The organism is Variovorax sp. IB41, assembly GCF_016405905.1.
GTDB lineage: Bacteria > Pseudomonadota > Gammaproteobacteria > Burkholderiales > Burkholderiaceae_C > Variovorax.
Genome location: NZ_JAEFCB010000001.1, coordinates 439,395 through 459,383, shown reverse-complemented (window position 1 = coordinate 459,383; position 19,989 = coordinate 439,395). Strand labels below are relative to the sequence as shown.

The 19,989-nt window shown below is 67.3% G+C and carries 21 protein-coding genes; 5 read left to right on the top strand and 16 right to left on the bottom strand.

All coding sequences use genetic code 11. The features are described from left to right. Positions 1-105: 105 nt before the first annotated feature. From JC881_RS02120 to JC881_RS02100, 5 genes are all read right to left on the bottom strand, one after another. A complete protein-coding gene (locus JC881_RS02120; protein ID WP_198784063.1) occupies positions 106-918 on the bottom strand; it encodes an ABC transporter permease in 813 nt (270 codons plus the stop codon). Further along, positions 915-1,784: an ABC transporter permease gene (locus tag JC881_RS02115; RefSeq protein ID WP_198784062.1), complete on the bottom strand. Its 870-nt coding sequence runs from the start codon at positions 1,782-1,784 to the stop codon at positions 915-917. Before JC881_RS02115 ends, JC881_RS02120 begins: the two co-directional genes overlap by 4 nt. Then, positions 1,781-2,836, bottom strand: coding sequence for an ABC transporter substrate-binding protein (locus tag JC881_RS02110; protein ID WP_233101578.1), 1,056 nt, complete (start codon positions 2,834-2,836; stop codon positions 1,781-1,783). The genes JC881_RS02115 and JC881_RS02110 overlap by 4 nt, the downstream gene beginning before the upstream one ends. A gap of 59 nt (positions 2,837-2,895) precedes the next feature. After that, on the bottom strand, positions 2,896-4,413 hold the full coding sequence (locus JC881_RS02105) for an amidohydrolase family protein (protein ID WP_198784060.1): 1,518 nt from the start codon (positions 4,411-4,413) through the stop codon (positions 2,896-2,898). A 97-nt stretch (positions 4,414-4,510) separates the two neighbouring features. Beyond that, positions 4,511-4,708 (bottom strand): hypothetical protein, encoded by a 198-nt coding sequence (locus JC881_RS02100; RefSeq protein ID WP_198784059.1) that lies wholly within the window; start codon positions 4,706-4,708, stop codon positions 4,511-4,513. On the opposite strand from JC881_RS02100, the gene JC881_RS02095 reads away from it, so the two are divergent. The 3 genes from JC881_RS02095 (at position 4,707) to JC881_RS02085 (ending at position 6,639) form a co-directional block, all read left to right on the top strand. Next, positions 4,707-5,510, top strand: coding sequence for a MetQ/NlpA family ABC transporter substrate-binding protein (locus tag JC881_RS02095; RefSeq protein WP_198784058.1), 804 nt, complete (start codon positions 4,707-4,709; stop codon positions 5,508-5,510). The genes JC881_RS02100 and JC881_RS02095 overlap by 2 nt on opposite strands. 113 nt (positions 5,511-5,623) lie before the next feature. Continuing rightward, positions 5,624-5,944, top strand: coding sequence for a hypothetical protein (locus JC881_RS02090; RefSeq protein WP_198784057.1), 321 nt, complete (start codon positions 5,624-5,626; stop codon positions 5,942-5,944). Positions 5,945-6,078: 134 nt separating this feature from the next. Beyond that, positions 6,079-6,639, top strand: a complete 561-nt coding sequence (locus JC881_RS02085) for a fasciclin domain-containing protein (protein WP_198784056.1) — start codon at positions 6,079-6,081, stop codon at positions 6,637-6,639. Between the two features lie 298 nt (positions 6,640-6,937). Here JC881_RS02085 and JC881_RS02080 read toward each other — a convergent pair whose 3' ends face one another. Further along, a complete protein-coding gene (locus JC881_RS02080; RefSeq protein WP_198784055.1) occupies positions 6,938-7,648 on the bottom strand; it encodes a helix-turn-helix domain-containing protein in 711 nt (236 codons plus the stop codon). Positions 7,649-7,711: 63 nt separating this feature from the next. Here JC881_RS02080 and JC881_RS02075 point away from each other — a divergent pair, with 63 nt between their 5' ends. After that, on the top strand, positions 7,712-7,951 hold the full coding sequence (locus JC881_RS02075; RefSeq protein WP_198784054.1) for a helix-turn-helix domain-containing protein: 240 nt from the start codon (positions 7,712-7,714) through the stop codon (positions 7,949-7,951). A gap of 181 nt (positions 7,952-8,132) precedes the next feature. Here JC881_RS02075 and JC881_RS02070 read toward each other — a convergent pair whose 3' ends face one another. The 8 genes from JC881_RS02070 to JC881_RS02035 form a co-directional block, all read right to left on the bottom strand. Further along, entirely contained in the window at positions 8,133-8,642 is a 510-nt protein-coding gene (locus tag JC881_RS02070; protein WP_198784053.1) for a hypothetical protein, read from the bottom strand. 41 nt (positions 8,643-8,683) lie between these two features. Next, entirely contained in the window at positions 8,684-10,672 is a 1,989-nt protein-coding gene (locus tag JC881_RS02065; protein WP_198784052.1) for an ABC-F family ATP-binding cassette domain-containing protein, read from the bottom strand. 141 nt (positions 10,673-10,813) lie between these two features. Next, positions 10,814-11,695: a 50S ribosomal protein L3 N(5)-glutamine methyltransferase gene (prmB, locus tag JC881_RS02060; RefSeq protein WP_198784051.1), complete on the bottom strand. Its 882-nt coding sequence runs from the start codon at positions 11,693-11,695 to the stop codon at positions 10,814-10,816. After that, entirely contained in the window at positions 11,692-12,867 is a 1,176-nt protein-coding gene (dapE, locus tag JC881_RS02055) for a succinyl-diaminopimelate desuccinylase (RefSeq protein WP_198784050.1), read from the bottom strand. The genes prmB and dapE overlap by 4 nt, the downstream gene beginning before the upstream one ends. A gap of 16 nt (positions 12,868-12,883) precedes the next feature. After that, positions 12,884-14,032: a PilT/PilU family type 4a pilus ATPase gene (locus tag JC881_RS02050; RefSeq protein WP_198784049.1), complete on the bottom strand. Its 1,149-nt coding sequence runs from the start codon at positions 14,030-14,032 to the stop codon at positions 12,884-12,886. A gap of 52 nt (positions 14,033-14,084) precedes the next feature. Then, entirely contained in the window at positions 14,085-14,918 is an 834-nt protein-coding gene (gene dapD, locus JC881_RS02045) for a 2,3,4,5-tetrahydropyridine-2,6-dicarboxylate N-succinyltransferase (RefSeq protein ID WP_198784048.1), read from the bottom strand. 66 nt (positions 14,919-14,984) lie between these two features. Beyond that, the gene (gene dapC, locus JC881_RS02040; protein ID WP_198784047.1) at positions 14,985-16,196 is read right to left on the bottom strand and encodes a succinyldiaminopimelate transaminase; all 1,212 of its coding nucleotides are present in this window, start codon (positions 16,194-16,196) and stop codon (positions 14,985-14,987) included. A 32-nt stretch (positions 16,197-16,228) separates the two neighbouring features. Beyond that, positions 16,229-17,095: a LysR family transcriptional regulator gene (locus tag JC881_RS02035; RefSeq protein ID WP_198784046.1), complete on the bottom strand. Its 867-nt coding sequence runs from the start codon at positions 17,093-17,095 to the stop codon at positions 16,229-16,231. 95 nt (positions 17,096-17,190) lie between these two features. On the opposite strand from JC881_RS02035, the gene JC881_RS02030 reads away from it, so the two are divergent. Then, entirely contained in the window at positions 17,191-18,198 is a 1,008-nt protein-coding gene (locus JC881_RS02030) for a zinc-dependent alcohol dehydrogenase family protein (RefSeq protein ID WP_198784045.1), read from the top strand. 6 nt (positions 18,199-18,204) lie between these two features. Here JC881_RS02030 and JC881_RS02025 read toward each other — a convergent pair whose 3' ends face one another. Together JC881_RS02025 and JC881_RS02020 are read right to left on the bottom strand one after the other, a co-directional pair. Next, on the bottom strand, positions 18,205-19,206 hold the full coding sequence (locus tag JC881_RS02025; RefSeq protein ID WP_198784044.1) for a DUF3829 domain-containing protein: 1,002 nt from the start codon (positions 19,204-19,206) through the stop codon (positions 18,205-18,207). Between the two features lie 136 nt (positions 19,207-19,342). Further along, positions 19,343-19,981 (bottom strand): LysE family translocator, encoded by a 639-nt coding sequence (locus tag JC881_RS02020; protein WP_198784043.1) that lies wholly within the window; start codon positions 19,979-19,981, stop codon positions 19,343-19,345. Between the last annotated feature and the right edge of the window lie 8 nt (positions 19,982-19,989).

The following is a 19,989-nucleotide window of genomic DNA, read 5'->3' as shown; positions in this document are numbered from 1 at the left end:
CAGAGGGCGCACAACCGTTCGGGCTGAGCTTGTCGAAGCCTTGCGCGGCGCTTCGACAAGCTCAGCGTGAACGGGTTGGAGTCTCTTTGCCAGGCACAAGTGGGTTCAGGCACGCCCGGTCCAGCGCGACAAGCGGCGCTCCAGTGCGCGGGCCGAGGCGTTCATGAGCCAGCCGACCAGGCCGATCACGAACATGCCGAAGATCACCAGGTCCATCTGGAAATGCTCGCTGCCCTCGATCAGCGTGTTGCCGATGCCGCGGCCGGCCACCAGCAGGTATTCGGCGCCGATGGTCGCGAGCCAGGAATAGATGAGCGCGAGGTACACGCCCGTGAAGATCGAGGGCAGCGCCGACGGCAGCACCACCTGCGTCGCGGTCTGCCAGCGCGTGTAGCCATAGACGCGCGCCACTTCGAGCAGGCCCGCCGGCGCGGTGCGGATGCCGTCGCAGGTGTTGACCACCACCGGCACCAGCGCGGCGAGCGACAGGAACACCACCTTGGCCACGTCGCCGAGGCCAAACCACACCGAGATCAGCGGAATCCACGCGAACAGCGAGATCTGCTTGAAGGTATTGAAGCTCGGGCCGGCGATGCGGTTGAAAAGGGGCGACAGGCCCAGCAGCGCGCCGAGCACGAGGCCCGAGGCCGTGCCGATCAAAAAGCCCGTGGCCTCGCGCGCAAGGCTGGCGCTCAGCGCGCGCCAGAGGCGGCCGCTCGCGACCTGGTCGACCGCGGTGTCGAACACCTTGGCCGGCGAGACCAGCAGCGCCGAGTTGACGACATCAAGCGACGACAGCAGCCACCACAGCACGACGGCCACCACCGGCAGCACGAAGCCGCGCCAGCGGCTGCGCTGCTGGGGCCGCAGCGGCTGCACGGCGGCCAGCTCGGCCGCATCGCGGGCAGCGGTGCTCATTTCGCGCCTCCGCCGGGGCGGCGACGGTGCACCGCGCCTTCGAGCCGGTCGAGCAGCCGGTCGATGGCGTAGCCGATGGCGCCCACCACGATCACGGCGGCCATCACCAGGTCGAGCTGAAACAGCTGGCGGCCATAGACGATGAGATAGCCCAGCCCCTCGCTCGACGCCACGAGTTCCACCACCACCAGCGAGAGCCAGGCCTTGGTGAAGCCCAGCCGCACGCCGGTAAAGAGCGTGGGCACGGCATGCGGCAGCACGATCTCCAGCACCTGCTGGCGCCGGCTGTAGCCGTACACGTCGCCGACCTCGCGCAGCGCGGCGGGCGTCTGGCGAAAGCCCTGCAGCGTGTTCAGCGCCACGGGCACCAGCGCCGCCTTGGCGATGAGGATGTACTTCAGCGGCTCGCCGATGCCCACGATCAACAGCACGAAGGGCAGCCAGGCCAGCACCGGGATCTGCACCAGTGCATTGAAGCTGGGCAGCAGGTAGGCCTCGACGCTGCGCGACAGGCCCATGGCCGAGCCCAGCACCACGCCCAGCAGCGTGCCCGCCGCGAAGCCCACGCCCACGCGCGTGAAACTGGTGCTCACGTGCAGCCAGAGATCGCCGCTCGTGGCGAGGTCGCGCAGGGTTTCCCAGACGAACTGCGGCGGCGGCAGCACCTGCGGCGAGATCCAGCCCTGCTCGGCGCCGGTGAACCAGAGCGCCAGCAGCGCAATGGGCAGGAGCCAGGGGAGGGCCGCGTCGCCGATGCGGCGCCAGGGCAACTGCGCCAGTGACGACGCGAACGTGCGCGCCCTGGCGGACGCAGGCGCGTCGTCGCGCGGCTGCAGGACGGCCGTCAACTCCGCTTCGGCGCTCATCGGGCCGCGACCGATGCGACCGGGCCGCCCTTGGGATTGCCCTTGGCGTCGTAGGCCGTCCAGTAGTTCTCGAGCCCTTGCTTCTTCAGCGCGTTCTTCAGGTAGCGCGTGTCGAACCAGTCGTCGACCGTCACCTCGCGGCGGATCAGCTTGAGCTTGAGCGCATCGGCCACCACGGCCTTGTAGCGCCCGACGATGAAGTCGTCCGCCAGCGGCGAGTTGCGCAGCGCGAGTTGCTGCTGGTCGAACTCCGCGACCCAGGAGGCGACCGGCGTGCCGCTGCGCGCCCAGATGCGAAAGAGCTCGTCGCGGTTCTTCTCGTCCGACGACCAGTGCGCCGCGCGCACGAACACGTCGACCACGCGCTGCACTTCGGCCGGGTTGGCCTGCTCGAAGTCGCTGCGCACCAGCAGCGCCGCCTGCCGCGTGTACGACGGGTCTTGCCCGCGGGTCGAATACACCACCTTGGCCAGCCCCTGGTCGCGCACCTTGAACCACTCGTAGCCGCCGAAGGCCGCGTCCACGCCGTTGGAGACCAGCGCCGCCTGCGCGCTGCCGGTGTCCAGGTTCACGCCCTTGATGTCGCGCTCGGCCAGGCCGTTGGCGGCCAGCACGTTGATCGCGACGATGTGGCCGTTGGTGCCGCGGAAGATCGAGACGTTGCGGTCCTTCAGGTCCTTGATCGATCGGATATCGGACTTGGGCGGCGTCACCAGGTAAAGATTGTTGCGCGCGCCGCTCACCACCAGGAGCTTGGTCTTCAGGCCGTTGGAGCGCCCGACGATCGCCGGCAGGTCGCCCTGGTAGGCGAAGTCGATCTGCTTGTTCGAGAGCGCCTCGTTCACCGCCGGGCCCGCGCCCTTGAAGAACAGCCATTCGACCTTGACGCCCGAGGCCTTGAACTCGTCCTCCAGCCAGTTGTTGACGCGCGCCACGCCGCCGGGCGAGCCGCCCCAGGTGACGGGATCGCCGCCGCCTGCGGTGGCAACGCCGATGCGGATGGTGTCGGGCGCTGCGTGGGCCACTTGCACAGGCAGCGTGGCAGCGGCCATCAGCGCGAGAGCGCCGAGCGGTGCGGTCCAGCGGCGAAGGAGCGTGAAGACGGTTGCTTTCACTTCGCGCCTTTCAGGCCCAGCTTGCGGCCGACTTCGGTGCCTTCGAAAAAGCGCGGATTCGCCTCGGTGTAGAAGCGGTGCGGGTTCTCGAACACGAAGGCCTTGAAGTCTGCGGCGGAGATCACGCCCTGCTGCACGAGGTCCCAGGTTTCGGCCAGCGGCTCGGTGAATTCGGGCACGTCCCAATGGCCCACGTCGGACGACCAGATCGCGTTGATCTTCGTGCCCAGCGGGTTCACCTTGGTGTTGAAGGCGGCCGCCACGGTGCGGTCGTCGGCCTCGGAGCCGAAGTAGAAATTGTTGACCCAGCGGTCGCGGATGTCCTCGACCTTCTCGATGCCGGCGAGCGCGAAGTCGTCGATCTCCGAGTCGTTGGGCTCGCGGCTGTGCGGGAGCGCCGAGATGCCCAGGCTGTCGCGCAGCAGCGTCGATTTGTCGATGCTGCGGCCCTTGAGCAGGTCGCCGCCATAGCGCTCGAACAGCGAGGCGAGCAGTTCGATGTCGGCTTCTGCCGGATCGTAGTTGCGCACCGCGTTCCTGTTGCGCTTTTCCCAGCGGTCCACCAGGTGCGTGTAGACGTGCGAACCCCAGTCCGCGCCGCCTTCGAGCAGGGCCACGCGCAGGCCCGGAAAGCGCCGCGTCACGCCACCGAAGAACAGCGCCTTGGCAAAGGCCTGCGAGCCGTCGGCGAAGTGGCCCACGTGGTTGTTCATGTAGTTGCTGATCGACTGCCGGCCGGTCCAGCCCTGGCTGCCGTAGTGCGTGGTCACGGGCACGCCGAGCTCGACCACCTTGGCCCAGAACGGGTCGTAGTCGTGCTCGCTGTCGATGCCGTAGAAGTCGATGTAGCCGGCCTGCCTGGCGATCTCGGGGTGCTCGGCGGCAGGGTACTTCTCGGCGATGGCGCGGATCGGCCTGCGCACGCCGCCGGCGATGTTGATGACCTTCAGGCCCAGCGTCTTGACCGCGAACTCCAGCTCCTCGATGCCCTCCTTGGGCGTGTGCAGCGGGATGCCCGCCACCGGCGTCAAGCGGTCGGCGTAAGGACGGTACTGGTCGGCGTGGAAGTGGTTGATCGCGCGGTGCAGCGGCTGGCGGTATTCGCTGCCGGCCGCGGCGGGCGAGAGCACGTCGTTGGGGAACAGGATCGAGTAGTCCGAGCCCTGTTCGCCCAGGCGTTCATGGAGCAGTGCGGGCAGCGTGTAGGTGGCCAGGTCATAGGTGTTGCGCGTCACGCGGGCCCACCAGGGCGCGCGCAGCGTGCGATGGAACTGGCGCTCCTCGGGGGTCTGCTGGTACCAGTCCTTGCCGGCATTGCTGCGCGTGACGAAGCGCCCGCCCAGGGCCTTGCGCAGCGCATCGACGAGCTTGTTGCCGCCGTACTGCGCCACGTAGTCCTCGAGCACGGGGGCGTAGTCGTTGACGTGGACATCCGTGTCGATCACGGGATGGTCGAGGCCGGCCTTCACGGCGGCGGAGCGCGATGCGTGCACGCGGTTCAAACGATCGTTCATCTGCGAATTCCTCGATGGGGAAAGGAACGGAAAGGAAAGGGAACGGCGCAGGCTACGCGTGGCATACGCGCTCGCCAAAGAAGGCTTTTGGGATTGCTTAGCCGCTGCGTGCATATAGGCCATCGGGCAAGCGCCGCATGCGGAAAACAGATATCGAAGCGCCCATCCGTTGTTTGGCGCCGAAGGCTGCGCGACTAACCTGCGGCGCCCACGCCTTCTTCTTCTTTTTCATCGCGATGGAGAAGGCGAGCGAACAGAACCTATCGATCCATCTCTTGAGGGAACCCAGAACCATGTTGCTTTCCATCCGACGCGCACTGTCCGTGATGACGCTTTCGATCGCCGCGCTTGGCGCCAGCGCGCACGCGCAGGAGGTGCTGCGCGTGGCCGCCTCGCCGGTGCCGCACGCCGAGATCCTCGAATTCATCCGGCCGCAGTTGAAGGCGCAGGGCGTGGACCTGCAGGTCAAGGTGTTCAACGACTATGTGCAGCCGAACCTGGCCGTGAGCGACAAGCAGCTGGACGCGAATTTTTTCCAGAACCGCCCGTACCTCGAATCCTTCAACAAGGACCGCAAGACCGACATCGTGGAAGTGCCGGGCAGCGACGTGCACATCGAGCCCTTCGGCGCGTACTCGCAGAAGATCAGGAAGGCCTCCGAGTTGCGCGAGGGTGCTGTCGTCGCGATCCCGAGCGATCCGTCGAACTCGGGCCGCGCACTGGCGCTGCTGGCGCGCGAAGGGCTCACCACGCTCAAGGACCCGAGCAACATCAAGTCGACGGCGCGCGACATCGTCGCCAACCCGAAGAAGCTGGTGATCCGCGAGCTCGAATCGGCGCAGCTGCCGCGCGCGCTGCCCGACGTGGACCTGGCACTCATCAACACCAACTACGCGCTCGAGGCCAAGCTCGACCCGAGCAAGGATGCGCTCTTCATCGAGGACGGCCGCAACTCGCCGTATGCCAACTTCATCGCCTCGCGCAAGGACAACGCGGCGTCGCCGGCCGTCGCCAAGTTGGTGGCGGCGCTGCACACCGCGCAGGTGCGCAAGTTCATCCAGGACAAGTACAAGGGCGCGGTGATTCCGGCCTTCTGATCTCGCTGCGCGCGCCTTCGGCCTACGCGAATGTCCGCCGCCCGCTGAGCAGGGCCGGCGGGTTCGCGAGCGAGGCTTGACCGCAAGATCAACCTACGAGGAAAGGCTTTCCCATGCGCGCCAACGACACCCGGCTTTCGGGCCCGATTGCAGAAGAACTGACGCCGCTGGAAATTTCCCAGGGCATTCTCGAAGGAGAAGAAAACCCGAGCGCCCTGCGTGCGGTCACGCCACTGGAGCGCGCGGCGTCCGGTGAGGGGCAGGGCAATGAACGGACGCGATCGCGCATCGGGCGTTTCCTCTTGAACCCCGTGGTGCTGGGCGGCGCGGCCGCGACGGGCGTCGGCCTGATCCTGGCGCTGGCGTATGCGAAGAAGACGCCGCGCTCCGAACTGCTTGCGCACTGGCGGACGTTGGGCTCGTTCCGGTTCTGAGCTTTGCTTCGGCGCGATCGGGCGCCGTTTTTCTTTTTTCGTCGATGAACGAATCTGCTGTGCGCAAGGCGCCGTATTGAAGGCAGCCGTCGCGCATTTCGCGGCGTGCCCCGTCACACAACAGGAGCACCTTCATGCACAGCAAACTTCATCGCCTCGCAGCCGTCACCCTCGCCGTCGCGCTATCAGCCGGCGCCTATTCGGCCATGGCGGCCAGCGTCATGGTCGGTGGTGCGCCGATGCTGCCCACCAAGGACATCATCGACAACGCGGTCAACTCCAAGGACCACACCACGCTGGTGGCGGCCGTGAAGGCAGCGGGCCTCGTCGACACGCTCAAGGGCCCGGGTCCGTTCACCGTGTTCGCACCGACCAACGCGGCCTTCGCGAAGCTGCCGGCCGGCACCGTCGACACGCTGCTCAAGCCCGAGAGCAAGGATGCGCTGACCGGCGTGCTGACCTACCACGTGGTGTCGGGCAAGCTCGATGCGGCCGAGCTGAAGAAGGAGATCAAGGCCGGCAAGGGCTCCGCCGAACTGAAGACCGTTGCCGGCGGCACGCTCATTGCCAAGAGCAAGGGCGGCAAGATCACGCTCACCGATGAAAAGGGCGGCACCGCCACTGTCACGATCCCGAACGTCTACCAGTCGAACGGCGTGATCCACGTGGTCGACAAGGTGCTGCTGCCGAAATAAGGCCGAGCGGTATCGGCGTCCTCTCTCATTCCAGCGAACACCGCGGAGCTGGCTTTGCCAGGCCGCAGGTGTTGCCCCCGGTAGGGGGTGGGCGAAGCGACACGAAGTGTGCGCAGCCTGGGGGCGAGCAACAGCCTTTTAAAAAAACAGCCCGCACGAGGCGGGCTGGAAGGTGACCTGCTGGAGGAGGGAGGATCAGAGAGGATTGCAGGTCACGGGAGAGCCCTGACTATGCGCGGCCAAGCTGTACGCAACCTGACCTCTTTCGGCTCTCCCTCGGCCCTCATTTCCTCCTAACTCAGTCCTCGTCTTCCCACTTGCCGATGACGGTGCCGAGCACGACGAACGGCGCGCGGATCGGCTCGTGCTTCGGGTTCAGCGGCAGCAGCCAGCGCGGGCCGTCCTGCTCTTTGAATTCCTTGAACGTGAGCTTGTTGCTCTCGGTGAGCAGGGCGACCACGCGCTCGCCTTCGTCGGGGGTCTTGAGGTTGGTGTCGACAAAGATGATCGAGCCTTCCGGATAGCTCTTCAACTCGCCGCTCGCCGCGGCCATGCTGTCGCCTTCCACCCGCAGTGCATAGGTCTTGTCGGGGGCATGGTGGGCGATGCAGGGAATCCAGCGATCGGCGCTTTGCTTGCCGGCGCTTTCCCAGCTGGCGGCCTGGAACCAGGAAATCAGCGGCACCGTGTCGGGCGTGCCGGGCGCAAAGCACGGCAGTTCCGGCGGCACGCGCACGACCCGGTAGATGGCCGCGGGCTCGTTGGCGTAGTGCTGCGCCTTGCGGATCTGGATCGGGTCCCAGGGCGCCGGGCCGTCGCCGCTGTCGAGCCAGTTCACGTCGGCGCGGTAGATGCGCGCCAGCGCGAGCAGGCCGATCGTGCGCAAGGTTGCGCCGCGCTCGATCTTCGAAATGCTCCCTTGTTTCACGCCGGAGGCGACTTCGGCTTCTTTTTGGGTGAGGTTGGCGTAAAGGCGTGCCGCCTTCGCTCGTTTGGCTATGGTGTCCATGACGATATTTAAGCTGCTATGAATATTATAGTTAGACTGAAAAATATAAAAATGGGAGTTTTTATGAAGCCACGCGAGTTGGTGCTGGCGCTCAGGGCCATGGGCCTGACGCAAAAGCAGATTCAGGAAAGAACTGGAATTCCACAACCCACCGTCAGCAAGATCGGCCTGGGGCGAGTGCGCGACGTCATGTCGCGGCACTACGTGGCGCTGCTGACGGCCTACGAGCAGCAGATCAAGGTGCAAGCGGCCGCGCCAGCGCCGGTGCCGACCGCCTTCCATTGGCCCCGCATCCATGACTGAGCGGTGCGCCGTTCTGCGTCATCGGGCTTCTGGCTCGACCGCGCGCTGTGCGCGCTGCTGGTGCTGCTGTCCCTCGCAGCGCTGCTCTGCGGAGCGCTGACGGGCGATCCGTCCCTCATCGGCATGGCGGTGTTCGGCCTCGCCGGGGCCGCCTGGGTCGCGTGCGTGCTGTTCGACGGCGCTACGCGCCGACGGGAACGTGCGGTGCGGGAGGCTCTAGACCGAGTGTGGCGCTGACGCGCACGCAGTCCTTGATGTGCTGCTCGCCGAGGGCGCGCAGGGCTGCGTAGCCGAGCGCCGCGGAGACGATCTGCCCCGCGATCGGCACGTACTTGGTGGCCTGCTTGGCCGTCAGGCGCACGCCGGCATGCTTGGCCAGCCTGATGAGCAGGTCGCGCGTGACGAGGCGCCCGACCAGCAGCGCGCCCACGGTGGTCGCGGCTTTCTGGATGCGCTCGCGCTGGTGCGGCGCGAGCTTTTCGACCTGGGTGACCGAGAGCCCGAATTCGGCGCTGATCTGCGGCACCAGCCGCGAGAGCAGCGCCGCGTCGGCCGCCCAGTCGATGCCCGGCAGCGGGATCGCGCTGGCCGCCGCCGCCATCAGGGCCTTGCGGCCGATCAGCCGCCGGCTGCGGTGGATGGCCGCGATGAGTTTTTCGTCACCATGGGCCAGTTCGATCGCGGACGGCATGCGGCGTGTCTTCTTGGTGGGACCGGTGGGTCAGATGGGGATCAGGCGGCCAGGGCCTCCAGCTGGTCCGAAAGGGCCAGCCAGCGCTCCTCGAGCTTGGCGATTTCGTCGTTCAGCGCCTTCAGCCGCTTGCCCGCATCGGCGATCTCGGCGGACGAAAGGGGTTGCGCCAGGCGCGCTTCGAGTGCGGTGCGCTCCGTGCCGGCGGCAGCCAGGCGCTCGTCGATCTGGGCGATTTCGCGCTTGATCGGCTTGGCCTGGTCGCTGCGCTGCTGGCGGTCCTGGGCATTCTGGGTGTTCTGGGCCTTGGACTTGGCCGGCGCCGCAGCCGCTGCCGCGGCCACCACGGCGCTTTCGGCCTCGCGCACCGCGATCTTGGCCTCTTCGCGCAGGCGCTTGGCTTCGTCCAGCAGGTAGCGCTGGTAGTCGTCCAGGTCGCCGTCGAAGTCGGTGACGACGCCGCGGCCCACGAGCCAGAACTCGTCGCACACCGAGCGCAGGAGCGCGCGGTCGTGGCTCACCAGCATCAGCGTGCCTTCGAACTCGTTGAGCGCCACGGCCAGGGCCTCTCGGGTGGCCAGGTCCAGGTGGTTGGTGGGCTCGTCCAGCAGCAGGAGGTTGGGGCGCTGCCAGACCATCATCGCGAGCACGAGGCGGGCCTTTTCGCCGCCGCTCATGGTGCCCACGGGCTGCTTGACCATGTCGCCGCTGAAATTGAAGCTGCCCAGGAACCCGCGCAGCGCCTGCTCGCCGGTGCTTTCCTTCACGGCGCTGCCCAGTTCGCGGGCCATGCGCACCATGTGCTCGAGCGGGTTGTCCTGCGGGCGCAGCACGTCCAATTCCTGCTGCGCGAAGTAGCCGATGTTCAGGCCCTTGCCTTCGGTGACTTCGCCGGCCAGCGCGCCCATTTCGCGCGCGATGGTCTTCACCAGCGTCGACTTGCCCTGGCCGTTGGCGCCCAGGATGCCGATGCGCTGGCCCGCCAGCACCGAGCGGCTCACGCCGCGCAGGATGGTCTTGGGCGCTTCGTCCTCGATCTCGTAGCCGAAGCTCGCATTGCTGATCGAGAGCATCGGGTTAGGAATGTTTCCCGGCTCCTTGAACTCGAAGGTGAAATCGGCTTCGGCCAGCAGCGGCGCCACCTTTTCCATGCGCTCGAGCGCCTTCACGCGGCTTTGCGCCTGCTTGGCCTTGCTGGCCTTGGCCTTGAAGCGGTCGATGAATTTCTGCAGGTGGGCGATCTTGTCCTGCTGCTTGCTGAAGGCCGTCTGCTGCAGCGCCATCTGCTCGGCGCGCAGCGTTTCGAAGGCGCTGTAGTTGCCGCCGTAGCGCGTGAGCTGGGCGTTGGCGATGTGCAGGGTCACGTCGGTCACGGCGTCGAGAAACTCGCGGTCGTGGCTGATGACGATCATGGTGCCGGCGTACTTCTGCAGCCAGGCTTCGAGCCACACGAGCGCGTCCAGGTCCAGGTGATTGGTGGGCTCGTCCAGCAGCAGCAGGTCGCTCGGGCACATCAGCGCGCGGGCCAGTTGCAGGCGCATGCGCCAGCCGCCCGAGAAGCTGTTGACGGCGCCCTCGAGCTCGTGCGACTTGAAGCCCAGCCCGAGGATCAGCGCCTGCGCGCGCGGCACGGCGTCGTGCTCGCCGGCATCGGCCAGGTCGGTGTAGGCGTGCGCCAGTTCCATGCCGATGTCGGCGTCGTCGGGATTGGCTTCGTAGGCGGCCTCGATGGCGGCCAGCGTGGCGCGCAGCTCCGTCAGGCGGGTGTCGCCGCCGACCACGAATTCAGTGGCCGATTCGTCGGTCTCGGGCATGTCCTGCGCCACCTGGGCCATGCGCCACTGCTTGGGCACGTAGAAATCGCCGCCGTCTTCGTGCAGCGAGCCGTTGAACAGCGCGAACAGCGACGACTTGCCGGCACCGTTGCGCCCCACGAGTCCGACCTTTTCGCCGGGGTTGAGGTTGACGGTGGCGCCGTCGAGAAGTTTCTTGGCGCTGCGGCGAAGAATGACGTTTTTGAGAGTAATCATGAAATAGGAACCGTAGGGGCGATTATCCCGTCCGGCCCCGGGCGGCCTGGCGCGAGGGGGCAAAAGAGGGGCATTACCCGGTCAAGGGGAGCGCAGCCGGGCTGCGAAAAACGGTGAAAAAAGGGGCTGGGGCGGGCGCAGCTAACGCGCGCCGGCACCGGCCAGCAAGGCGGTGCGGGTCACGAGCAGGACCTGGTCCTCGCCCGCCGACGTTTCGAGCCACACCACCTCCAGCTGCGGGAATGCCGCCTCGAAGTAGTCGCGCTCGTTGCCGATTTCCAGCACCAGCACCGCCTCGTCGCTCATGCGCGAGGGCGCGTCGGTGAACAGCTGGCGGATGAAATCCATGCCGTCCGCGCCACCGGCCAGCGCGAGTTCAGGCTCGGCCCGGTACTCGGCGGGCAGGGCGGCCATGCTGGCGCTGTTCACGTAGGGCGGGTTGCACAGCACCAGGTCGTAGGGGCCGGGCAGGTTGGCCAGTCCATCGGACTCGACCAGCTTCACGCGCGCATCGAGTTCGTGCCGGGTGACATTGATTGCCGCGACTTCGAGCGCCTCGACCGAGAGGTCGGCCGCATCCACCGTCACGTCCGGGTACGTCAGCGCCGCGAGCACCGCCAGGCTGCCGTTGCCGGTGCACAGGTCGAGCACGCGCTCGGTGTGCACGCCGAGCCAGTAGTCGATGCTGCCGTCGGCGATCAGCTCCGCGATGAAACTGCGCGGCACGATGGCGCGCTCGTCCACGTAGAAGGGCACGCCCTGCAGCCAGGCTTCTTTCGTGAGGTAGGCGGCGGGCTTGCGCGTGGCGATGCGTTCGTCCAGCAGCGCCGCGACCTTGCCGGCGTCGGCCGGCGAAACAGTCGTGTCGGCCACCGCGTCGATGTCGTCCAGCGGCAGCTTCAGGCGCCACAGCACCAGCCACGCGGCTTCGTCGAAGGCATTGGCCGTGCCGTGCCCGAAGGCGACGCCGGCTTCTTCCAGCCGCTTGGCGCCGGCCTCGATGAGTTCGATGACGGTGCTCATCTTGCGAGCGAGGCTTCGAGCGTCTCGAGCGTGCGCCGGTAGATGTTCTTCAGCGTCTCGATCTCGGCCACCTCGATGTGCTCGTCGATCTTGTGGATGCTGGCGTTGACCGGGCCGAGCTCGACCACCTGCTTGCAGATCTTGGCGATGAAGCGCGCATCGCTCGTGCCGCCGCTGGTCGAGAGTTCGGTCGCGATGCCGGTCTCGTCGGCAATGGCCGCCTGCACCGCGGTGACGAGTTCGCCGGGCGTGGTCAAGAAGGGCAGGCCGCCGACCGTCCACGCGAGCGCGTAGTCCACGCCATGCGCATCGAGCACCGCGCGCACGCGCCGCTGCAGCGATTCGGGCGTCGACTCGGTCGAGAAGCGGAAGTTGAAGTCGATCACCGCACTGCCCGGGATCACGTTGCTCGCGCCCGTGCCCGAATGGAAATTGCTGATCTGCCAGCTGGTCGGCTGGAAATAGTCGTTGCCAGCATCCCAGCCGCCCGCGGTGTTGATCGCCACGAGTTCGGCCAGCGCGGGCGCCACCGAATGCACGGGGTTCTTCGCCAGGTGCGGGTAGGCGATGTGCCCCTGCACGCCCTTGACCGTGAGCTTGCCGCTCATGGTGCCGCGGCGGCCGTTCTTGATCATGTCGCCGCAGCGCTCCACGGCCGTCGGCTCGCCGACGATGCAGTAGTCGATGACCTCGCCGCGCGCGGCCAGCGCATTGCAGACGATGACGGTGCCGTCCACGCCCGGGCCTTCTTCATCGCTCGTGAGCAGCAGGGCCAGCGTGAGCTTCGGGTCCGGTGTGTTCTGCAGGAATTCCTCGATGGACACGACGAACGCGGCCACCGAGGTCTTCATGTCGCAGGCGCCGCGGCCGTACAGCTTGCCGTCGCGGTGCGTGGGCGTGAACGGGTGGCTGGTCCATTGCTCGACGGGGCCCGTGGGCACCACGTCGGTGTGGCCGGCAAACGCCAGCGTCTTGCTGCCCGTGACGTTCGCCGGTCGGCGCACCGCCCAGAGGTTGGTCACGCGAAAGTCGGCCGGCCCGCTCTCGATGGTTTCGAGCGCGAAGCCCAGTTGCGCCAGCCGTTCGCCGAGGATCTGTTGGCAGCCCGCGTCGTCAGGGGTGACCGAGGGGCGCGAGATGAGTTGTTCGGCGAGCTGGAGCGTGCGGGACATCGGGGGAAAGGTTCGTTCAGAACTTCACGTCTAGCGTGATGTCGGTAAAGGTGGGTTCGTCGACCTGATCGGTGAGATTGCGGTCGTCGACTTGCTGCTTCGGCGCAGCGCGGTTCTGCAGGCGCCACAGCAGGTTGGTGGGCGAATCGGAGTGGGCCAGGCCCTCTTCGCGCGTCACGCGCTCCTCGGTGATGAGGCGGGCGATGTCTTCCTCGAAGGTCTGCGAGCCTTCGGCCATCGACTGCTGCATGGCCTCCTTGACGGCGGAGAAGTCGCCCTTTTCGATCAGGTCGGCCACGAGCGCGGTGTTCAGCATGACTTCCAGCGCCGGCACGCGCGCGCCGGCCGGCGTGCGCAGGAGCCGCTGCGACACGATGGCGCGCAGCGCGCCGCCCAGGTCGCCCAGCAGCGTGGGGCGCACTTCCACCGGGAAGAAGCTCAGGATGCGGTTCAGCGCGCGGTAGCTGTTGTTGGCGTGCAGCGTGGCCACGCACAGGTGCCCCGACTGCGCGTAGGCGATGGCGGCCGTCATGGTCTCGCGGTCGCGGATTTCGCCGATCTGGATCACGTCCGGCGCCTGGCGCAGCGCGTTCTTCAGGGCAATGTGCAGCGAAGTGGTGTCGCTGCCCACGTCGCGCTGGTTCACCAGCGACTTCTTGTTGGTGTAGGTGAACTCGATCGGCTCTTCCACCGTGAGGATGTGGCCGCTGGCGTTCTCGTTGCGGTAGTCCAGCATCGAGGCCAGGGTGGTGGTCTTGCCCGCGCCGGTCGCGCCGACCATCAGGATCAGCCCGCGCTTGTCCATGATCAGCGTCTTCAGGATGTCGGGCAGGTTCAGGTCGGCAAAGCTCGGAATGACCGAGGCGATGTGCCGCACCACCACCGCATACGTGCCGCGCTGGCGCATGGCGCTGATGCGGTAGTTGCCGGCGCCTTCCAGGGCGACGGCCATGTTCAGTTCGCCCGTGTTCTCCAGCTCCTGGATGCGGGCTTCGGGCACCACCTCGGACAGCAGCGCGAGCGGCGCCGTCGCGGGCAGCACCTGCGCATTGATCGGCACGCAGATGCCGTTGATGCGGATCATCACCGGGGAGTGAGCCGAGAGGTAGATGTCGGAGGCCTTGCGCTCGGCCATCAAACGAAGAATTCGCTCCATCATGTTCATCGGTCTCTCTCCTCGGGTCTGTTGTTTTCTAACGGGACAAAAGCAAAGGGGATCAGTCGCGCAGCAGGTCGTTCAGGCTGGTCTTGGAGCGCGTCTGCGCATCGACCGTCTTCACGATGATCGCGGCGTAGGTGCTGTAGTCCTGGCCCGACTTGGTCTTCTTGGGCAGGTTGCCGCTGATGACCACGCTGCCCGAGGGCACGCGGCCGAAGGAAGTCTCGCCGGTGTCGCGGTTGAAGATGGGGGTGCTCTGGCCGATGTACACGCCCATGCCGAGCACGGAGTTTTCTTCGATCACCACGCCTTCGACCACTTCGGAGCGCGCGCCGATGAAGCAGTTGTCTTCGATGATGGTCGGGCCGGCCTGCAGCGGCTCGAGCACGCCGCCGATGCCCACGCCGCCCGACAGGTGCACGTTGGCACCGATCTGCGCGCAGGAACCCACAGTGGCCCAGGTGTCGACCATGGTGCCTTCGCCCACGTAGGCGCCGATGTTCACGTAGGAGGGCATGAGGATCGCGCCCTTGGCGATGTAGCTGCCGCGGCGGGCCACGGCCGGCGGCACGATGCGCACGCCCGATTCCTTCAGCTCGCCGGCCGACAGGTGCGAGAACTTGGTGGGCACCTTGTCGTAGAAGCCGAGCGAGCCGGCCTGCATCTGCTCGTTGTCCTTCAGGCGGAACGACAGCAGCACGGCCTTCTTGATCCACTGGTGCACCGTCCACTTGCCGACGCTTTCGCGGGTGGCCACGCGCAGCTTGCCGTTGTTGAGCTCGGTGATCACGTGCTCCACGGCGTCGCGCACTTCGGCGGAGGCGGCGGAGGACGAGATGTTGGCGCGGTCTTCCCACGCGGCGTCGATGATTTGTTGCAGTTGCTGGGTCATGGAGAGAGTCTCGGGTGAAAAATCGGGGCCAGGGGAGCCTTGGAAAAAGCTTTGGGAAGCAGAGCGTCAGCGCCGGCCGTCTCGCACGAAGCGGACGATGCGTTCGGCGGCTTCCACGCACTCGGCCGTTTCGGCCACCAGGGCCATGCGGATGCGGCCCCGGCCGGGGTTGGCGCTGTGGGCCGTGTTGCGCGCCAGATAGCTCCCCGGCAGAACCGTGACATTGTATTGAGCGTAGAGCGCGCGGGCGAAGGCTTCGTCGTCGCCAGCCCACACTTCGGGCACGCCCGCCCAGAGGTAGAAACTCGCGTCGGGCAAGCGCACGTCGAGCACCGGTTCGAGCAGCGGCGTGACCGCGGCGAACTTGGCGCGGTACTTGGCGCGGTTCTCCACCACGTGCGCCTCGTCGCCCCAGGCCGCGATGCTGGCGGCCGCCACGGTGCCGCTCATGGCGCTGCCGTGGTAGGTGCGGTAGAGCAAGAACTTCTTGATGATGGCCGCGTCGCCCGCCACGAAGCCGCTGCGCAGGCCCGGCACGTTGCTGCGCTTGGACAGCGAGGTGAGGGCGATCAAATTCTTGAAGTCGGGCCGGCCGAGCTTCACGCACGCTTCGAGGCCGCTGAGCGGCGGCTCGTCGCGGAAGTAGATCTCGCTGTAGCACTCGTCCGCCGCGATCACGAAGCCGTGGCGGTCCGACAGCGCGAAGAGCTTCTGCCATTCGTCGAGCGCCATCACAGCGCCGGTCGGGTTGCCCGGGGAGCAGACGAACACCAGCTGGGTGCGGGCCCAGATGTCATCGGGCACGCTGTCCCAGTCGACTGCGAAATTGCGCGACGGCACGCTCGGCACGTAGTACGGCTCGGCGCCCGAGAGCAGGGCCGCGCCCTCGTAGATTTGATAGAACGGATTGGGCGACAGCACCACCGGCTGCGGCGAAACGGTCGCGTCGATCACCGTCTGCGCCAGCGAGAACAGCGCCTCGCGCGAGCCGTTGACCGGCAGCACCTGCGAGGCCGGATCGAGCGCAAGGCTGTACCGGGTCTGGAGCCAGTCGGTGAAGGCGGTGCGCAGTTTCAGGTCGCCGGCGGTGGCGGGGTAGGCGGCCAGCGCGCCGAGGCTGGCGCTCAGCGCTTCCTTGATGAAGGCCGGCGTGGCGTGCTTGGGTTCGCCGATGCCCAGGCTGATGGGTGCGTATTCGGGATGGGGCGTGACGCCCGCGAACAGTTGCTTCAGCCGCTCGAAGGGGTACGGCTGCAACCTGGAAAGCAAGGGATTCATGCGCTGGATTATCGGCGACGGGGGTGTCGGGTTCACGACGCCAGGGCGTCGATCGTGCAGTCGATGAGCGCCCGCAGCCGCGCGAGGCGCCGCAGGTCGCGGTGGTAACCGAGCCAGACGTCGCGCCCGGGCGGCGATTCGCCCAACTCGATGCGCCGCAGGCCGGGCGTCTGGTCGCCCAGCGCCACGGGCAGCACCGCGAGACCGATGCCGGCGGCGCAGAGCCGGGCCTGCACCTCGCGGCTGTTGCTGGCGAAGGCGATGCGGGCGTTGGGCAGCATGCGGCGCAGCCAGACGACGTCGGGGAAATCGCGGTAGGCCGTGTCGAGCGTGACGAGCGCAGTGCCGGTGCCGTCGCCGGGCTTCGGCGCTTCCTGCCCCTCGGCGCCGAACACCGCGTAGTCCATGTGCATCAGCTTGCGCTGGAGGATGTAGGGCTCGTCGAAGGGCTGGATGCGAAAGACGAGGTCCGCTTCGCGGCGTGCGAGGTTCAGGAGGCGCGTGTCGGTCAAGAGCTCGACGCTCACGCCCGGATGCTGGCGAATGAACCCCGCGAGCATCGGCGAGAGCACGTACACGCCGAACCAGTCCGAAGACGACACGCGCAGCGAGCCTTCCAGCCGCTGCTCGCTGCCCTGGAGTTCGCGCTGGAAGGCGAGCGCCTGTTCTTCCATGCGCTCGGCGTGGCCGAGCACCGATTCGCCCTCGGCCGTGAGCACGAACCCGTCGCTCGTGCGCTGGAAGAGCGTGAGCGAGAGGCTCGCCTCGAGCGCCTTCAGACGCCGCCCCATGGTCGGTTGCGAGAGCCCGATCTGCCGGGCCGCGGCCATCAGCGTGCCGGTGCGGGCGATGGCCAGGAAGACCTTCACGTCGCTCCATTCCATGGGGGTGTCATTCATTTGTGAATGATAAACCTGCAGTTCTGTCAATTTACTTGCAGTTGTGTTGATCGAACAATCGATCTCCATCCACTCACAACTTCGAGGATTTCCCAATGACAGCTTCTTCTTCCACGATGCGCGCCGCCGTGCTCGACGCCGGCGGCCAGCCGTTTCGCAACGCCGAACTCACGCGTCCCACGGCTGGCCGCAACGAGGTGCTGGTGCGCGTCCACGCGAGCGGCGTGAACCCGCTGGACACCAAGATCCGCGCCGGACAGGCCGCGCATGCGCAGCAACCGTTGCCCTCGGTGCTGGGCATGGACCTGGCCGGCGTGGTCGAAGCGGTCGGGCCGGGCGTGACGCGATTCAAGCGCGGCGACGAGGTCTACGGCATGGCCGGCGGCATCGGCGGGCTGCAGGGCACGCTGGCCGAATACGCGGCCGTCGATGCAGATCTCCTCGCGCTCAAGCCGCACAACCTCGGCATGCGCGAGGCGGCGGCGATTCCGCTGGTGTTCATCACCGCGTACGAAGGGCTCGTGGACCGCGCGAAGACGCAGGCCGGGCAGACGGTGCTCGTGCACGGCGGCGCGGGCGGCGTCGGCCACATGGCGGTGCAGCTGGCGCGCTCGCTGGGCGCCAGGGTGTTCGCGACCGGCTCGCCGGCGCAGGCCGAAACCATCCGGCGCTTCGGTGCGACGCCGATCGATTTCACGACGACGTCGGTGGAGGACTATGTGGCGCAGCACACGGCCGGCAAAGGCTTCGACGTGGTCTACGACACGGTCGGCGGCGCGGTGCTCGATGCCTCGTTCGCCGCCGCCCGCCGCTACGGCGGCCACGTCGTCAGTTGCCTGGGTTGGGGCACGCACAAGCTGGCACCGCTGTCGTTCCGCGCGGCAACCTATTCAGGCGTGTTCACGCTGCTGCCGATGATCCTGGGACGGGGCCGCGCGCACCACGGCGAGATCCTGGAAGCGGCGGCGCGGCTGGCCGAAGCCGGGCAGCTCGTGCCGCTGATGGACGCGCGCCGCTTCACGCTGGGCGAGGCCACAGCGGCCCACGAAGCGGTCGAATCGGGCAAGGCCCGCGGCCGCATCGTGGTCGATATCGAGGCCTGAACCGCTTCAGCAGAGCGGGTGGTTGAACTGCCCGATCATGTTGGCGAAGTTCTGGTTGTAGCGGTTGGCCGCGTCGGCGATGCCCGATCGGCCCATGCGGGCCATCGCGCCGGTCTCCTTGCGCTTGAACGCGCCGTCCTTGACGTCCTTGACCACCGAGCGCGACTGGCCGATGAACTCGTTGATCTGCAGCATGCCGCCGCTGCAGCTCTTGCCGCTCTGGGCCGACTGCTCGGCCATCTTCTTGCTCCAGCCCGCGGCCGAGTCGGCCACCAGCGCGAGCGACGCTTCGAAGGCGGCGAGCGCCTTCGGGTCGTTGGGCGCCGCGAACAGCGCGCCGGCATCGGCGTGGTTGAGCTTGCCGTGGTAGACGAGCCCGGCGCGGTAGTAGGCGGCGCTGTCCTTGGGCGCCTTCTCGAAGGCTTCCTTGGTGAGCGCCTGGTCGCGGGCGCCCAGTCCCTTGTCGAACGCGGCTTCGGCCTCGGCGACGGTGGTGAGCGCGGCCAGGTAGTCCTTGTTCAGCTGGCGCGCCTTGTCGCCGTTGTCGGCGAGGTAGCCCTTGGAATTGGCGTAGTCGTTGAGCTCGCGGCTCAGCGGCGACAGCACCTTGAGCGCGGCCGAGAACGACTTGGCCGATTCATCGATCTCGGGCAGCGGCGCGGCGATGGCGGCGGCCGCGTCCAGCTTCTTGGCCGAGCGGTCCACGAGGATGTCGTTCTGGATGCGCAGGCCGGTCAGCGGCGCCTTGGCCTGGAGCAGCGGCAGCTGGCCCTGGACGTAGCTCTCGCGCGCTTCCTGGAAAGAGGTGCGCAGGTTGTTCGACACGTCGACGTAGATGTTGTATTTCTCGACGAGCTGCTGCTCGTTGCCGGACTGTTTGGCGGTGACCTGGGGCTGAGACTGAGCCTGGGCCTGGGCTTGCGAGGTCTTGTCCGCCTTGTCGCCGCAGCCGGCGACGAGCGCCGAGACGGCGATGAGCGTGGCGCCAAAAAGGGTCTGGTACTTCATTCTTTCTTTTCCTCCGGTTAAAAAAATAGCGCAGGCAAGCCATGGCACGGCTTGCCGAAAAACATCGGAGCCCGTTCGGGCCCCGGGGAAACATCGTGGGGAGGGGCGCCGCTGCCTGAGGACAGCGGTCGAGGGGTCAGGCGGCGCTGCGCCGGTAGAAGGCGAGCGAGCCCGCCAGCGCCAGCAGCATGCCGCCGCAGGCGCGGTCGATCCAGCGCGTGGCCGAGATCGTGAGGAGCCGGATCGCGCGGGCGCCGACGAAGGCGTAGGCCAGCATCACCAGCGTGTCCAGGCCCGCGAAGATGAGCGCGATGATCAGGTACTGCGGCGCTTGCGCGGCCGTCGGGTCGATGAACTGCGGCAGCAGCGCCGAGCAGAAGATGTAGCCCTTGGGGTTGGTCACCGCCACGAGAAACGACTTGAAGAAGATGCGCCGGCTTTCGCCCGCCGTGACCGTCGCGGCGCCATCCGCGGTCGGCAGCTGGAAGCCGCCCTTGGAGCGCAGCATGCGCAGCCCGAGCCAGGCCAGGTAGACCGCACCGAACCACTTCAACATCGAGAACCAGAACTCCGAGGCCGCCAGCAGCGCGCCGAGCCCGAGCGCGACGGCACCGACCAGCACGAAGTCCGACAGCACCGCGCCCAGCATGCCCGGCAGCGCGCGCCGCACGCCGTGGCGCGAGCCGTTGCTCAGCGCCAGCAGCACGGTGGGGCCGGGCGTGGCGATGGCCGCGAAGGCCACGATGGCGAACAGCAGGGCGGTGGCGAGCGTCATCGGGGTGT